The 15613-nt window shown below is 73.2% G+C and carries 14 protein-coding genes and 1 pseudogene; 9 read left to right on the forward strand and 6 right to left on the reverse strand.

Annotated elements, in window-relative coordinates:
* Window positions 1-259: pseudogene (locus LPA42_RS29720) on the forward strand (sulfate adenylyltransferase); the annotation flags it as partial.
* A 98-nt stretch (window positions 260-357) separates the two neighbouring features.
* On the opposite strand, the gene galK reads toward LPA42_RS29720, so the two are convergent.
* Window positions 358-1596, reverse strand: coding sequence for a galactokinase (gene galK, locus LPA42_RS29725; protein WP_198956448.1), 1239 nt, complete (start codon window positions 1594-1596; stop codon window positions 358-360).
* Window positions 1593-2576: a UDP-glucose 4-epimerase GalE gene (gene galE / locus LPA42_RS29730; RefSeq protein WP_077936063.1), complete on the reverse strand. Its 984-nt coding sequence runs from the start codon at window positions 2574-2576 to the stop codon at window positions 1593-1595. The genes galK and galE overlap by 4 nt, the downstream gene beginning before the upstream one ends.
* A gap of 192 nt (window positions 2577-2768) precedes the next feature.
* Between galE and LPA42_RS29735 the strand changes: the two genes are divergently transcribed.
* The 5 genes from LPA42_RS29735 (at window position 2769) to LPA42_RS29755 (ending at window position 6961) form a co-directional block, all read left to right on the forward strand.
* The gene (locus tag LPA42_RS29735) at window positions 2769-3794 is read left to right on the forward strand and encodes a hemolysin family protein (protein ID WP_077936064.1); all 1026 of its coding nucleotides are present in this window, start codon (window positions 2769-2771) and stop codon (window positions 3792-3794) included.
* 32 nt (window positions 3795-3826) lie between these two features.
* Complete coding sequence (gene trpS / locus LPA42_RS29740; protein ID WP_077936065.1) at window positions 3827-4852, forward strand: tryptophan--tRNA ligase; 1026 nt, start codon at window positions 3827-3829, stop codon at window positions 4850-4852.
* 22 nt (window positions 4853-4874) lie between these two features.
* Complete coding sequence (locus tag LPA42_RS29745; RefSeq protein WP_077936066.1) at window positions 4875-5465, forward strand: 2'-5' RNA ligase family protein; 591 nt, start codon at window positions 4875-4877, stop codon at window positions 5463-5465.
* A gap of 48 nt (window positions 5466-5513) precedes the next feature.
* Window positions 5514-6455, forward strand: coding sequence for a YhjD/YihY/BrkB family envelope integrity protein (locus LPA42_RS29750; RefSeq protein WP_077936067.1), 942 nt, complete (start codon window positions 5514-5516; stop codon window positions 6453-6455).
* 71 nt (window positions 6456-6526) lie between these two features.
* On the forward strand, window positions 6527-6961 hold the full coding sequence (locus LPA42_RS29755) for a hypothetical protein (protein ID WP_077936068.1): 435 nt from the start codon (window positions 6527-6529) through the stop codon (window positions 6959-6961).
* Window positions 6962-7042: 81 nt separating this feature from the next.
* On the opposite strand, the gene LPA42_RS29760 is transcribed toward LPA42_RS29755, so the two are convergent.
* The 4 genes from LPA42_RS29760 to LPA42_RS29775 form a co-directional block, all read right to left on the reverse strand.
* The gene (locus LPA42_RS29760) at window positions 7043-7363 is read right to left on the reverse strand and encodes a multidrug efflux SMR transporter (RefSeq protein ID WP_077936069.1); all 321 of its coding nucleotides are present in this window, start codon (window positions 7361-7363) and stop codon (window positions 7043-7045) included.
* A gap of 67 nt (window positions 7364-7430) precedes the next feature.
* Window positions 7431-8507, reverse strand: a complete 1077-nt coding sequence (locus tag LPA42_RS29765) for an alkene reductase (RefSeq protein ID WP_077936070.1) — start codon at window positions 8505-8507, stop codon at window positions 7431-7433.
* A gap of 253 nt (window positions 8508-8760) precedes the next feature.
* Window positions 8761-10398, reverse strand: coding sequence for a glycoside hydrolase family 13 protein (locus tag LPA42_RS29770; protein WP_077936071.1), 1638 nt, complete (start codon window positions 10396-10398; stop codon window positions 8761-8763).
* Between the two features lie 135 nt (window positions 10399-10533).
* Entirely contained in the window at window positions 10534-11595 is a 1062-nt protein-coding gene (locus tag LPA42_RS29775; RefSeq protein WP_077936072.1) for a LacI family DNA-binding transcriptional regulator, read from the reverse strand.
* Window positions 11596-11793: 198 nt separating this feature from the next.
* Between LPA42_RS29775 and LPA42_RS29780 the strand changes: the two genes are divergently transcribed.
* From LPA42_RS29780 to LPA42_RS29790, 3 genes are read left to right on the forward strand one after another with little or no spacing between them, the layout of a single operon-like run.
* Window positions 11794-13050, forward strand: coding sequence for a maltose ABC transporter substrate-binding protein (locus LPA42_RS29780; RefSeq protein WP_043961815.1), 1257 nt, complete (start codon window positions 11794-11796; stop codon window positions 13048-13050).
* The gene (locus LPA42_RS29785) at window positions 13050-14687 is read left to right on the forward strand and encodes an ABC transporter permease subunit (protein ID WP_077936073.1); all 1638 of its coding nucleotides are present in this window, start codon (window positions 13050-13052) and stop codon (window positions 14685-14687) included. Before LPA42_RS29780 ends, LPA42_RS29785 begins: the two co-directional genes overlap by 1 nt.
* Complete coding sequence (locus LPA42_RS29790; protein WP_077936074.1) at window positions 14684-15586, forward strand: sugar ABC transporter permease; 903 nt, start codon at window positions 14684-14686, stop codon at window positions 15584-15586. The genes LPA42_RS29785 and LPA42_RS29790 overlap by 4 nt, the downstream gene beginning before the upstream one ends.
* The last annotated feature ends 27 nt before the right edge of the window (window positions 15587-15613 follow it).

Consider the following 15613-nt stretch of genomic DNA (forward strand, 5'->3'; position numbering starts at 1 on the left):
CTACGCCATCAAACACACCACCCGCTCCGCGCGGGCCATCGTGCGGGGCCTGCACTACCGCCTCGACATCAACTCCCTGCACCGCGACGAAACCGCCACCGAACTCAAACTCAACGAGATCGGCCGGGTGCGGCTGCGCACGACGATCCCGCTGCTGGCGGACGAGTACCGCCGCAACCGCACCACCGGCGGTTTCGTGATCATCGACGAGGCCACCAACCGCACCGTCGGCGCGGGCATGATCGTCGAGGCCGCCTGAGCCTCTTCCCGGCCCCCGCCGGTGCCCGGCGGACGCCCGCCCGGCGTTGTTAACAGGGGCCCCTTGCTATGCAGAATGCGTTAACAAGGGGCCCTTCCTTACAAGCGGTGGGCGCCGGGGGCCGGGGTGGCCAGGTGGAAGCCGGGGGCGCGGAAGCCGCGCTCGGCGTACCGGGTCGTGACGGCGTCGGCCACCGCGTCGGCGCGGTCGGCGTCGACCAGGGCGAGGACGCAGCCGCCGAAGCCGCCGCCGGTCATCCGGGCCCCGCACGCCCCGGCGGCGAGGGCCGCCTCGACCGCCGTGTCGACCTCCGGCACGGTGATCTCGAAGTCGTCGCGCATCGACGCGTGCGAGGCGGTCAGCAGCGGCCCGATGTCGCGTACCCGGCCGGCGCGCAGCAGCGCCACGGCGTCGAGCACCCGCTGGTCCTCGGTGACGACGTGCCTAACGCGGCGGCGGGTCTCGTCGTCGTCGAGCCGGGCGAGGGCGTCGTCGAGGTCGGCGGCGGCCACGTCGCGCAGGGCGGGCACCCCGAGCAGCCCGGCGGCCTTCTCGCAGGCGGCGCGGCGGGAGGCGTACTCGCCGTCGGCGTGCCGGTGCGGGGCCCGGCTGTCGATCACCAGCACGGCCAGCCCGGCGGCGGCCAGGTCGAACGGGATGTGCTCGACGGCCTCGGTGCGGCAGTCGAGGAAGAGGGCATGGCCGGCGCGGCAGCGGATCGCCGCGGACTGGTCCATGATCCCGGTGGGCGCGCCGACGTAGGCGTTCTCGGCCCGCTGGGCGAGCCGGGGCCGCCCCTCGGCCGGCAGGTCCAGCCCGCCGAGGTCGACGAGGGCGGCCAGCACGGCGGCCTCCAGCGCGGCCGACGACGACAGCCCGGAGCCGAGCGGCACGTCGGAGGCGACGGCCAGCCGCGCCCCGGGCACCCGGTGGCCGGCCTCGCGCAGCGCCCACACCACCCCGGCGACGTACGCGGCCCAGCCGGCGACCCGGCCGGGGGCGGCCACCTCGTCGGCGCCGAACCCGACCTGCTCGCCGGTGAGTTCCGACCAGACCGTCCAGCGGTCGCCGTCGTCGGGGGCGGCGGCGACGACGGTACGCAGCGGCAGCGCGAACGGCAGCACGAAGCCGTCGTTGTAGTCGGTGTGCTCGCCGATCAGGTTGACCCGCCCGGGTGCCGCCCAGCGGCCGGCGGCGGGTGCGCCGTACCGCTGGCGGAAGCCGGCGGCGGCCCGGTCGGCGACGTCCCCGGCCGGCGCGGGAGAGGCGACCTCCCCGGCCGGCGCGGGGGCGACGGCGTCGGCCGGCGGGGGCGAGGGGTGCGCGGGGTCGGTCACGGACGCTCCAGGATGTGCGTGCGGTAGAAGGCCCAGGCGTCGCCGACCATGTCGTGCAGGGTCGGCTTCTCGGGCGTCCAGCCCAGCTCCTCGCGGGCCAGGGCGGAGGAGGCGACCAGCTCGGCCGGGTCGCCCTCGCGGCGCGGGGCCACCTCGACCGGCAGCGGCCGGCCGGTGACCTCGCGGACCACGTCGACGACCTGCCGATTGGTGAACCCGGCGCCGTTGCCCAGGTTGTAGACGCGGTGCCGGCCGGGCGCGGCGGGGGTGAGCGCCAGCAGGTGGGCGCGGGCCAGGTCCTCGACGTGGATGTAGTCGCGCACGCAGGTGCCGTCGACGGTGGGGTAGTCGTCGCCGAAGAGCTGCAGCTTCTCCCGCCGGCCGGCGGCGACGTCGAGGGCGATCGGGATGAGGTGGGTCTCCGGGTCGTGCCGCTCGCCGATGGCGACGTCGCCGCGCAGGTACGCCCCGGCGACGTTGAAGTAGCGCAGGGACACGGCGGCCAGGTCGTGCCCGATCGCCTCGGAGGTGAGCGCCATGTCCACGGCCAGCTTGGTGGCCCCGTACGTGTTGGTGGGGGCCTTGACGGCGGTCTCCGGGATGGGCAGCTCGGTCGGGTTGCCGTAGACGGCGGCGGTGGAGGAGAAGACCATCCGGGGGACCCGGGCGGCCCGGACGGCGTCGATCAGGGCGAGCGAGCCGACGGTGTTGTTCTGCCAGTACAGCTCCGGGCGGATCATGGACTCGCCGGCGGCGATGAGGGCGGCGAAGTGCAGCACCCCGTCGAAGCCCGCCTCGGGGGTGAGCACCCGGGCCGCCTCGTGGATGGGCGCGTCGACCCAGGTGGCGTCCGGGGCGAGCGCCTCGCGGTGCCCGGTGCGCAGGTCGTCGAGGACGACCACCTCGTGGCCGGCGTCGAGCAGCATCCGGGTCACCACGCTGCCGATGTAGCCGGCGCCGCCGGTGACGAGCAGTTTCACGTCGGGGTCCTCCTGCCTGGCCGCGCCTCGCCGCGGCCGTCCGCGCTCACCCTACGGCGGCCGGCTGTGGCCGCGCTCCGCGTCGTCGCACCGCCATTCCATCACAATCTTTCACGACTGAACAGATACGCACACCGTTACTCCGGGTGGACGACCTGTGCCGAACCGTTGCGGGCCCTACGATGAGTTGTCATGCGGGAAGCGGGTGGTCCCGGGCTCCGCCGGCGACCGGTGGGGCGGCTCCGACGCGAACCGGGCCCGCTGGCCCGTGCCGTCGCCCGGCTGGTGGTGCGGGCCGCCGACGGCGCGACCCGGCTGGTCACCGACCTGCTCGGGGCCAGCCCCGCCGCCGGCCGGGAGCGGATCAGCGAGGCCGAGCTGCGCGACCTGGTCGCCGCCAGCACCGTCCTCGACGCCGACGAGCGGCGGATCATCGACGAGGTGCTGGCCGCCGGGGCGAGCCTGGTCCGCGAGGTGATGATGCCCCGCACCGAGGTCGTGTTCCTGTCGGTCGGGATGACCGTCGCCGAGGCGGAGCGGCTGGTCCGGGCCGAGACGCACCGCCGGTACCCGGTCGTCGACGGCACCCACGACGACGTGGTCGGCTTCGTGCACCTGCGCGACGTGCTGCTGCGCCCCGACCTCGACCCGGGCACCACCGTCGGCGAGCTGGCCCGGGAGGTCAAGCGGCTGCCCGGCAGCAAGCGGGTGCTGGCCGCGCTGACCGAGATGCGTCGCGAGGGCCACCACCTCGCGGTGGTGGTCGACGAGTACGGCGGCACCGCCGGCATCGTCACCTGCGAGGACCTGATCGAGGAGCTGGTCGGCGAGATCCACGACGAGCACGACGGCGACCCGGAGCCGGAGCCGACCGGCCTGCCCACCGTGGTCGACGGCCGGCTCAACCTCGCCGACTTCGCCGAGCGCACCGGCGTGCGGCTGGCCGCCGGCCCCTACGAGACGGCTGGCGGGTACGTGATGGCCGCGCTGGGCCGGCTGCCGGTGGTGGGGGACGAGGTGCCGGTGGCCCCTCCGGCGGCGGACGGCGGGGACCGGGACCCGGACGACCCGCCCGGCGGGTGGCTGCTGCGGGTGCTCGCGCTGGAGGGCCGGCGGGTGTCCCGGCTCGCGGTCTCCGTGGTGCGCCTGCCCGAGCCGCGACGCGAGGTCACCGGCCCGCTGGCGGCGGCGGAGAGCCGACCCGCCGGCCCGTCATGACGTACGCCGGGGGTTGCTGACAGAATGCCGGCATGTCCGACGTACCCGCCCGCCCCCGCGTGTTCTCCGGCATCCAGCCGACGGCCGACTCGTTCCACCTCGGCAACTACCTGGGCGCGGTGCGGCACTGGGTGGCGTTGCAGGACACCCACGACGCGTTCTACTGCGTGGTCGACCTGCACGCCATCACGGCCGGGCACGACCCCAAGGTGCTGCGGCAGCGCACCCGGGTGGCCGCCGCGCAGCTCTTCGCCGTCGGCTTGGACCCGGAGCGCAGCACGCTGTTCGTCCAGTCGCAGGTGCCCGAGCACCCGCAGCTGGCCTGGGTGCTGGGCTGCATCACCGGCTTCGGCGAGGCCAGCCGGATGACCCAGTTCAAGGACAAGTCGCAGAAGCAGGGCAGCGACCGCTCCAGCGTCGGCCTGTTCACGTACCCGATCCTCCAGGCCGCCGACATCCTGCTCTACCAGGCGCACGCCGTCCCGGTGGGCGAGGACCAGCGCCAGCACCTGGAGCTGTCCCGCGACCTGGCGCAGCGGTTCAACTCGCAGTTCGGCAAGACGTTCGTCGTGCCCGCGCCGCACATCGTCAAGGACACCGCGAAGATCACCGACCTGCAGGACCCGACGGCCAAGATGTCGAAGTCGTCGTCCTCGCCGAGCGGCATCATCGACCTGCTGGAGGACCCGGCCCGCTCGGCCAAGAAGATCCGCTCCGCGGTCACCGACACCGGCCGGGAGATCGTCTTCGACAGCGAGACCAAGCCGGGCGTGTCCAACCTGCTCACCATCTACTCGGCGCTGACCGACCGCAGCATCGACGACCTGGTCGCCGCGTACGCGGGCCGGGGCTACGGCGACCTGAAGAAGGACCTGGGCGAGGTGGTCCGGGAGTTCGTCACGCCGATCCAGGAGCGCACCCGGGCCTACCTCGACGACCCGGCGCAGCTCGACAAGCTGCTCGCGGCCGGCGCGGAGAAGGCCCGCGCGGTCGCCTCGGCGACGCTGCACGAGACGTACGAGCGGGTCGGGTTCTTCCCGCCGGTCCGCCTCGGCTGACCGCCCGGCGCGACGGGTACGGGTGGAGACGGGCGGGTCGGTGGCCGGAGGGGTGGCGCGGAGCGTGGATCGCAGGGACGGGGCGCCGCAGGCCGGCGACACCATCCAGATCGGGATCGCGGTGGACATCCCGGAGCCGTGGGGCGGCATGCTCACCCGGCGGCGGGTCGAGGCCGGCGACCCCCTCGTGGTGCCCGCGCACGTGACGCTGCTCGGGCCCACCGAGATCCCGACGGCGGCGCTGCCGGCGGTCGAGCGGCACCTCGCCGGGGTGGCCGCCACGCACCTGCCGTTCACCCTGCACCTGCGGGGCACCGGCACGTTCCGCCCGGTGACGCAGGTGGTGTTCGTGGCGGTGGCCGCCGGGATCAGCGAGTGCGAGCTGCTCGCCGCCGCCATCAACTCGGCCCCCGAGCTGCACCGGGAGACCCGCTTCCCCTACCACCCGCACGTCACGGTGGCGCAGGACGTCGCGCCGGAGGCGCTGGACCGGGCGTACGAGGACCTGGCCGACTTCTCGGCGATGTTCGAGGTCGACTCGTTCACGCTCTTCTCGCACAGCGGTCAGACCCGGTGGCAGCCGCGCCGGGACTTCCTGCTCGGCGTGTCCTGAGCCGGCGACGCTCTCCCGTGCGGGCGGCGGATCGGCGAGGATGACGGCGTGGAGGTCTTCGGGCGGATCGAGGCCGGCATCGACCGGCGGGTGAGCGCGGCGCGCCGCCGGTCGCGGACCTTCGACCATCTGTGGCGGGCCGGCAACCTCTACGCGGAGGTGCTCGGCGGGCGGCTGGCGGCGGCGATCGCCTACTACGGCTTCTTCGCGGTCTTCGCGTTGGCCCTGGTGGCGTACTCGATCTTCGGGGCGATCCTGGAGGACAACGACGAGGTCAGCGACGCGGCGGCCGGCTTCCTCAAGGAGAACCTGCCCTTCCTCGACCCGGCGCAGATCGCGCAGAGCAGCAACACGGTCGGGGTGGTGGGCCTGGTCATCCTGGTCTTCACCGGGATCGGCTGGGTGGAGGCGATCCGCTCGTCGCAGCGGCTGATGTACGGGCTCAACCAGCAGCCCGGCAACCTGGTGGTGCGCCGGCTGGTCGACCTGGGCGTGCTGGTGGGGGTGTTCGTCCTGCTCGGCCTGTCGGTGGCCGCCGTGGACGCGTTGGAGTCGCTGCTGCGCTTCCTGCTGCGCAGCACCGGCTCGGTGGGGCTGACCGTGATCAGCGCCGTGCTCAGCGTGCTGGTCAACGCGGTGCTGGCCGCCGCCCTGCTGGTGGCGGTGCCCCGGCTGCGGATGAGCCGCCGCCGGCTGCGCCCGGTGGTGTTCGCCGTGGCGGTGGGCATCACCCTGCTGAACACGGTCGGGCGGTTCTACGTGGTGCGCACCGAGCGGAACCCGGCGTACACGGTGGTGGCGGGCGCGGTCGGCCTGCTGCTCTACCTCTACCTGCTCAACCAGCTCGTGCTGTTCGGCGCGGCGCTGGCCGCGACCAGCCCGTACGGCCGGGTGGTGGACCTGGCCGAGGGGGCGGCGCCGGCCGACCTCGACGCCGAGGCCGACGCCGACGCCGACACCGGCCCGGGCACGCCCGGCGGGGCGGGGTGACCCGCGCAACCGATCGGGCAATTCGGGTAAATGCCTCACACGTGAATGTGAGGACCGGCCATGATGAGCGCGTGGGCGCACTCGTGACGTTGGACCTGCCGGACGACTCGCCGATGCTCGGCCTGCCGTGGATCATCACGTTCGGCCCGCTCGACGACGCCGACGAGTGGGAGCCGGTGGTCTGCGGGCCCTACGAGCGCCCGCACGCGCTGGCCCTCGCCGAGTCGGTGGTGGCCGAGGAGCAGCTCATGGCCGTGGTGGAGCCCCTGGTGCCCGCCCTGTCGCCCGACGAGATCCGTGGCGAGATCGCCGCCGCCCGCATCGCCGCCTCCGACGAGGCGGCCCGGATCGAGGCGTCCGACCTCTACGGCGACTTCGACGACGTCATCGACGAGGAGCTGGAGGCGGCCGGGGAGCCGGCCGGGCCCCGCCCCGCTCCCGCCGAGGCCGAGCTGCGGGCCGGCTTCGCCCGCATCGCCAAGCTGCTCACCGAGAAGGGGAGCTGACCGCCGGCCCCGCCGTGCCGGCCCGCCCGCCGAGCCGCTGACCGTCGGCCCGCCGGATCCGCCCGCCCGCCCGCCCGCCGCTCAGTGCGTCCCGCCCAGGTTGAGCACGACCACCCCGGCGATGACGAGCGCCACGCCGACGACCTTCGTCACGCTGAGCGGCTCGCCGAGGAAGGCCGCCCCGACCGCGACGATCGCCGCCGTGCCCAGCCCGGACCACATTGCGTACGCGACGCCGACCGGGATCTCCCGCACCGCGAGCGAGAGCAGCCCGAACGCCGCCAGGTACGCCACCGCCAGCCCGAGCGTCGGCCACAGCCGGGTGAACCCGTGCGTCGCCTTGAGCAGGCTCGTCCCGACCACCTCGGACGCGATCGCGAGCACCAGGAACAGATACGCCATGCGGCGATTCTGCCCGCGCCGTCCGCGGGCGCGTCCCCGTTGGCCGGGGACGCGCCCGGGCGTCGGGTCAGCCCTGGTCGGGCAGCGCCGGGTAGTCGGTGTAGCCCTCGTGCCCGCCGCCGTACGCGGTCGTGTAGTCGGGGGTGTTGAACGGGCCGCCCTCGGCCAGCCGCCGGGGCAGGTCGGGGTTGGCGAGGAACAGCGCGCCGTACGAGACCAGGTCGGCGTCGCCGCGCTCGACCAGCTTCAGCGCCTCCGGCCCGGTCCAGGCCCCCGGGGTGTACGGGTTGAGCAGCAGCGCCCCGGCCCACCGCTCGCGCAGCATGGGCGTGAACTCGGTGTCCGCCCCCTCGGCCACGTGCAGGTACGCCAGCCCGAGGGGGTTCAGCGCGTCGACCAGGGCCAGGTACGTCTCGCGGTGGTCGTCCTCGGCGATGTCGTTGTACGGGTTGGCCGGCGAGATCCGCAGCCCGACCCGGTCGGCGCCGATCGCCTCCGCCACGGCGGTGGCCACCTCGACGACGAGCCGGATGCGGCCGGTCGGGTCGCCGCCGTACCCGTCGTCGCGCCGGTTGGCGTTGGTGGAGAGGAACTGGTGAAGCAGGTAACCGTTCGCCCCGTGCAGCTCCACCCCGTCGAAGCCCGCGTCAACGGCGTTGCGGGCTGCCGCGACAAAGTCCGCGACGGTGGCCCGGACGCCCTCGGCGTCCAGCGGCTGCGGGGTCGGGAACTCCTGCGGGCCGGTGGGGGTGACGATCGTCCCGGCCGCCGGCACGGCGGACGCGCCGACCGGGGCCGAGCCGTGGGCGGTGTTGTCCGGGTGGGCGATCCGCCCGACGTGCATGAGCTGCGCGAAGATCACGCCGCCCCGCTCGTGCACCGCGTCGGTCACCCGCCGCCAGCCGGCGACCTGGTCGGCGGTGTGCAGGCCGGGGGTGTTCAGGTAGCCCTGGCCGACCGCCGAGGGCTGCACGCCTTCGGTGACGATCAGCCCGGCGCCGGCGCGCTGGGCGTAGTAGGTGGCCATCAGCTCCGTGGGGACGGCCCCTGGCCCGTCCGCCCGGCTGCGCGTCATGGGTGCCATGACCACCCGGTTGCGGAGGGTGTGGCGGCCGACGGTGAGGGCGTCGAATGCGGTGTCCATTGTCCCGGCTCCTGTCCCTGCGATTGGCGCTTCTGGATGCAGGAAGTCGCCCGGGGCCCTGAAACTTCCCGGGTGGACGGTGATCGGGGACACCCCGCGCGCCGTCCCGGACGGACGTCGGCGCCCCGTGGAGCGGAACTCCACGGGGCGCCGGTGCCACCTTCACCCCCCACCACAAGGGGTCGGCTGCCCGGCCGCCCGTCGGCGCGGAGCACGACGGACGACCAGGGGTCCACTGCGGGCTGTACCCGGCTCAGCGCCGTTCGAACCACGCGGCGGCGTCGACCGGCAGGACGTGCCCGGTGCCCTGCCCGGTCAGCTCCGCGCTGGCCACGACCGGCTGGCCGTACCCGTCGATCTGCACCGGCGCGTCGCTGAGGTTGACCACGCAGGTCAGCTCCGCGCCGCCGCCGGTGCGGCGGAACGCCAGCACGCCGGGGCCGGTCGTCTCCAGCCAGGTCACGCCATCGGCGTCGCGGGCGAGCGCCGGGTGGGCGCGCCGGGCCCGCAGCGCCGCGCGGTAGAGCTCCAGGGTCGAGCCGGGCGTGCCGGCCTGGGCGGCGACCGAGAGGGCGGCCCAGGTGGCGGGGGCCGGCAGCCAGCTCAGCTCGCTGCCGGCCGGCCCGAAGCCGTACGGGGCCAGCTCGCCGTTCCACGGGATCGGCACCCGGCAGCCGTCCCGGCTCTCGCCGGTGCGCAGGAACGACGGGTCCTGGCGCAGCTCGTCGGGCAGGTCGAGCACCTCCGGCAGGCCCAGCTCCTCGCCCTGGTAGAGGTAGGCGCAGCCGGGCAGGGCCAGCATCAGCAGGCTGGCGGCGCGGGCCCGGCGCAGGCCGACCTCGCCGTCGCCGTAGCGGGTGACGTGCCGCTGCTTGTCGTGGTTGGACAGCACCCAGGTGGTCGGCGCGCCGACGATGGTCGCCTCGGCCAGCGCGGTGTCGATCACCTTGCGGAACGAGTCGGCCGACCAGGTGGCGTCGAGGAAGTCGAAGCTGAACGCCTGGTGCAGCTCGTCGGGCCCGATGTAGCGGGCGAGCCGCTGCGGCGTCTCGGCCCACGCCTCGGCCACGGCCATCCGGCCGCCGGGGTAGCTGTCCAGGATCGGCCGCCAGGCCCGGTAGATCTCGTGCACCTCGTCCTGGTCGAAGTACGGCAGCCGGCCCTTGCCGAGCAGCTCGGACTGGCGTCGGCCGCCGGTCATCGAGTTGAAGCCGACGTCGGGCAGCCCTTCGGCCTTGATCATGCCGTGGGCCACGTCGATGCGGAACCCGTCGACGCCCCGGTCGAGCCAGAAGCGCAGCACGCCTTCGAACTCGGCGCGGACCTCGGGGTGCCGCCAGTTGAGGTCGGGCTGGGCCGGGTCGAACAGGTGCAGGTACCACTGGCCGTCGGGCACCCGGGTCCAGGCCGGCCCGCCGAAGATGCTCTCCCAGTCGTTGGGCGGCAGCTCGCCGTGCCCGCCCCGGCCCTCGGCGAACAGGTAGCGGGCCCGCTCCGGGGAGCCGGGGGCGGCGGCGAGCGCGGCGACGAACCACGGGTGCGCGCTGGAGGTGTGGTTGGGCACGATGTCGACGATGATCCGCAGGCCGAGCGCGTGCGCGTCGGTGATCATGGAGTCGAAGTCGGCGAGGGTGCCGAACATCGGGTCGACGTCGCGGTAGTCGGCCACGTCGTAGCCGCCGTCGACCATCGGCGAGGTGTAGAAGGGGGTCAGCCAGAGCGCGTCGACCCCGAGGTCGCGCAGGTACGGCAGCCGCTCGCGGATGCCCTGGAGGTCGCCGACGCCGTCGCCGTTGGAGTCGGCGAAGCTGCGGACGTAGACCTGGTAGACGACCGCGGAGCGCCACCAGTCGTCGTCGGAGGTCAGCGGCGTGGGGGTGCTGGCGGTCATGGGTGGCGATCCCCGTTCTGTGGCGCGGGACGGCGTGGGGTGCGTGGCACGGCGGTGTGCCACCGGGTGGTCAGAGCAGAATGCCGCCCCACGGCTGCAAGAGTCAAGCAGGGCTTGCGCAAGAAATGACGGCGGTCAGCCGGCGCTCCTGGCGAGTGCGGCGGCGGGCTGCCGGGCGGCCGGCTGCCGGACGACCGCCGTGGAGCCGCGCACCACCAGCTCGGGCCGGAACAGGTACTCCGAGTGCGGGGCGGCGTGCCCGTTGATCTCGTCGACCAGGGCCCGGACGGCGGCCACCGCCATGGCGGCCACCGGCTGGCGCATCGTCGTCAGCGGCGGGTCGGTGAAGGCCATCAGCGGCGAGTCGTCGTACCCCACCACGGACAGGTCGCCGGGGACGGACAGGCCGCGCTGGCGGGCGGCCCGGATCGCGCCGAGGGCCATCAGGTCGGAGCCGCACACCACGCCGGTCACCCCGCGCTCCAGCAGCCGCCCCGCGGCGGCCTCGCCGCCCTCCACGCCGAACAGGGTCAGCTCGGCCAGGTCGGCCAGCTCGGCCTCGGGCAGGCCCGCCAGGCGCCCCATGGCGGCCCGCCAGCCGGCCACCCGGCGCTGCACGGGGACGAACCGGTCCGGGCCGGTGATCAGCCCGATCCGCCGGTGCCCGAGGGCGATCAGGTGGGCGACGGCCAGCTCGGTCGCCTCCCGGTCGTCGCAGGAGACGAAGGGCGCGGCGATCCCGGGGACGTACCCGTTGATCATGACGACGGGCAGCGGCCGGGCGATCAGCGCGCGATACCGGTCGTGGTTGGCGGCGGTGTCGGCGTGCAGCCCGGAGACGAAGACGATCCCGGAGACCTGGCGGTCGAGCAGCATCTCGACGTACTCGTCCTCGGTGACGCCGCCCGGGGTCTGGGTGCACAGCACCGGGGTGAAGCCGCTCTGCGCCAGGGTCGACTCGATCACCTGGGCGAACGCGGGGAAGATCGGGTTGTCCAGCTCCGGCACCACCAGGCCGACGAGGCCGGCGCTGCGCTTGCGCAGCCGGGCCGGGCGCTCGTAGCCGAGGACGTCGAGGGCGGTCAGGACGGCCTGCCGGGTCTCCGGGGCCACGCCGGGGCGGTCGTTGAGCACCCGCGACACCGTGGCCTCGCTGACTTCGGCCTGTTGGGCGATGTCGGACAGTCGAGCGCGCATGGCGGCACTTTAGCTCACGGGCAAGTTCTTGCGTACCTTTCTGCAAGCCCTTCCATCATCCGCAACATCTTGCTAACGTCCCGGCAACACGCGAGAGCAGCGGCGCAGCATCCCCGCGCCGGTTGGAAAGAACTTACAGAGGTTCCCACTGGCGGGCCGCCCTTCCCCCGGCGGATCGCCATGACGACAGGAGTACCGATGCGCATCCGTACCGCGGGTGTGGTCGCCGTCCTCGGCCTGGCGCTGGCCGCCTCCGGCTGCGGTGGCAGCGACGACGACAGCAGCGCGCCGGCCGCGAAGGAGTCCGCCGGCGCCACCGGCGGGAAGCTGGTGATCTGGGCCGACGACAAGCGGACCGCCGCCCTGAAGCCGTTCGCCGAGAAGTTCGGCCAGGAAAACGGCGTGACCGTCGAGGTCCAGGCCGTCTCGAAGGACCTGCAGACCAACTTCGTCACCGCCTCCCAGCAGGGCAGCGGCCCCGACGTCGTGGTCGGCGCGCACGACTGGATCGGCAACCTGGTCCAGAACGGCGCCATCGACCCGGTGCAGCTCGCCGCCGACCAGAAGAGCGGCTTCAACGAGACCGCCGTCAAGGCCGTCACCTTCAACGGCCAGCTCTACGGCGTGCCGTACGCCATGGAGAACCTGGCGCTGATCCGCAACACCGAGCTGGCCCCGGAGGCCCCGAAGACGATCGAGGACCTGGTCGCCGCCGGCAAGAAGCTCAAGGCCGACAAGAAGGCCAGCGAGATCCTCTGCCTCCAGTCCGGCCAGAACGGCGATGCCTACCACATCTACCCGCTGTACACCTCGGCCGGCGGCTACCTCTTCGGCACCGCCGCCAACGGCGACTACGACCCGAAGGACCTGGGCGTGGGCAAGCCGGAGTCGATCGCCGCGTTCCAGAAGATCGCGAAGCTCGGCGAGAAGGGCGAGGGCGCGCTCAAGCGTTCCATCACCCCCGAGAACTCGATCGCCACCTTCACCGGCAAGAAGTGCGCCTTCCTGGTCTCCGGGCCGTGGGCCATCGCCGACGCCAAGAAGGCCAACATCTCCTACGACATCTCCCCGGTCCCCGGCTTCGCCGGCGGCAAGGAGGCCCAGCCGTTCGTGGGCGTCCAGGCGTTCTACGTGGCCGCCAAGGGCAAGAACAAGGCCCTGGCCCAGGAGTTCGTGGCGAACTACACCACCAAGCCGGAACTGGCCGTGGCCCTGTACAACGCCGAGCCGCGCCCGCCGGCCCTGACCGCCGCGCTCGACCAGGTCAAGGGCAGCGACCCGGACCTGGCCAAGTTCACCGAGGCCGGCAAGAACGGCCAGGTGCTCCCCGCGATCCCGGCCATGGCCGCGATCTGGGACCCGTTCGGCAAGGCCGAGGCCGCGATCATCGGCGGCGCCGACCCGGCCAAGACGATCACCGCGGCCGGCAAGACGATCTCCGGCCAGATCAAGTAATGAGCACGAAGCTGTCCGGCCCGGGGTCCACGCGGACCCCGGGCCGGGGGCCCGTCGGCCCCGGGCTCCCGCGCACCGCCCGCACCGCGCGGCACCACGCGCCGGTCACCGCGACCGGCCTCGTCGTCAAGGTGATCCTGCTCGGCCTCGTGGCCGGGATCGCGCTCTGGGCGGCCTTCCCGCTCATCGAGGCCGAGAAGTGGGTCGGGCTGGCCCTGCTCGCGGCCACCACCGCCGGCCTGTTCTACCTCTACCTCACCCCCCGGCACATCCCCGCCAAGTACCTGGTCCCCGGCACGCTCTTCCTGATCGCCTTCCAGGTCTTCCCGGTGCTCTACACCGCCAGCACCGCCTTCACGAACTTCGGCGACGGCCACCGGGGCAGCAAGGACGACGCCATCGTCGCGATCCAGAGCTCCTCGGTGAAGCAGGTCCCCGGCTCCACCGAGTACGCCCTGTCGGTCGCCACCGCGGGCGACCCCGCCACCGGCGCGCTGGTCTTCCTGGTCACCGACCCGGCCACCGGCGCCGTCTCCGCCGGGGACGCCGACGGGCTGCGCCGGCTCGACGCCGCCGACGTCACCGTCGGCTCCGGCGGCAAGGTCACCGCCGCCGACGGCTACACCGTGCTCAACTTCGGCCAGGCCAGCGCCCGCAGCCAGGAGATCACCGACCTGGTGGTGCCGACCGCCGGGGGCGCGCTGCGCTCCTCCGGCCTGTCCCGCGCCTACGAGGGCCGGGCCATCCGGGCGTACGACGCCGGGTGCGACTGCGTCACCGACAGCGAGAGCGGCAAGCGGTGGACGGCCGACGCGGCGACCGGGTCGTTCGTCGCCGCCGACGGCGAGCGCCTCGCGCAGGGCTGGCAGGTCAACGTCGGGCTGGAGAACTTCTCCCGGGTCCTCACCGACCCGAACATCTCCGGACCGTTCTTCGGCACCCTGCTGTGGAACTTCGCCTTCGCGATCGGCTCCACCGGGTTCACCTTCGGACTCGGCATGGCCATCGCGCTGGCCCTGCACTCGCCCCGGATGCGCGGCACCAACCTCTACCGGGTGCTGCTGATCCTGCCGTACGCGATGCCGTCGTTCGCGATGCTGCTGGTCTGGCGGGACATGTTCAACACCGACTTCGGCCTGATCAACAACCTGTTCGGCCTCGGCGTCGACTGGTTCGGCGAGGCCTGGTCGGCGCGGGCGGCGGTGCTGCTGGTGCAGCTCTGGCTGGGCTACCCGTACATGTTCCTGGTCGCCACCGGCGCGCTCCAGGCCATCCCCAAGGAGCTGACCGAGGCCACCTCCGTCGACGGCGCGTCGCCCTGGCAGTCGTTCCGCGCGGTCACCCTGCCGCTGCTGCTCGTCGCGCTGTCGCCGCTGCTGATCGCGTCGTTCGCGTACAACTTCAACAACATCAACGCGATCTGGCTGACCACCGAGGGCGGCCCGTTCCCGGCGGACAACCCGCGCAACGGGGCGACCGACCTGCTGATCACCTACACGTACCGGCTTGCCTTCGGCGCGCAGGGCGCGGAGTTCGGCATGGCGGCGGCGGTGTCGATCTTCATCTTCGCGATCGTGGCGACGGTGTCGGCGATCAGCTTCCGCAACACCCGCAAGCAGGAGGAGGTCTACTCGTGACCACCTACGCGCACCCCCCGGCCGTCGACCGCACCGCCGCCGGCCGGCGGCGCAACCGCTGGCTGGCCCAGGTCGGCTGGCGGCACGTCGTCGGGGTGCTGGCCGTGGCGTTCAGCCTCTTCCCGATCCTGTTCGTGCTCTCGGCCGCGCTCAACCCGCTCGGCACCCTCTCGTCGACCTCCCTCGTGCCGACCGGCGGGGTGTCGGGCGAGAACTTCGCCAACCTGTTCGCCGACACGGCGTTCGGGCACTGGTTCGTCAACTCGCTGCTGATCGCCGGGCTAGCCAGCTTCGTGTCCATCTTCCTGTCCTCGCTGGCGGCGTACGCGTTCTCCCGGATGCGCTTCGCCGGCCGCCGGGTCGGGCTGCTCACCCTGCTGCTGATCCAGATGTTCCCGCAGTTCCTGGCGATCGTGGCGATCTTCCTGATCTTCACCACGGTCACGGACCTGTGGCCGGCGATCGGCTTCAACACCCCGTGGGGCCTGTTCCTGCTCTACATGGGCGGCGCGCTCGGCGTGAACACCTGGCTGATGAAGGGCTTCTTCGACACGCTGCCCCGGGAACTGGACGAGTCCGCCACGATGGACGGCGCGTCACACGCCCAGGTCTTCTTCCGGATCATGCTGCCGCTGGTGGCGCCGATCCTGGCGGTGACCGCCCTGCTGTCGTTCATCGGCACGATCAACGAGTTCATGATCGCCAACGTGTTCCTGACCGACACCGAGTCGAAGACCCTCGCCGTCGGCATGTTCGGCCTGGTCGCCGGCGAGCGCAACAACAACTTCGGGATGTTCGCGGCGGGCACCCTGCTCACCGCCGTCCCCACCGTGCTGGTCTTCCAGCTCCTCCAGCGGTACATCGTCTCCGGCCTCACCGCCGGAGCGGTCAAGGGCTGAGCCTCCTCGGCTCACGCTGCGGCAAGG

Source organism: Micromonospora sp. DH13 (assembly GCF_020873825.1).
In the GTDB taxonomy this organism is placed as follows: domain Bacteria; phylum Actinomycetota; class Actinomycetes; order Mycobacteriales; family Micromonosporaceae; genus Micromonospora; species Micromonospora haikouensis.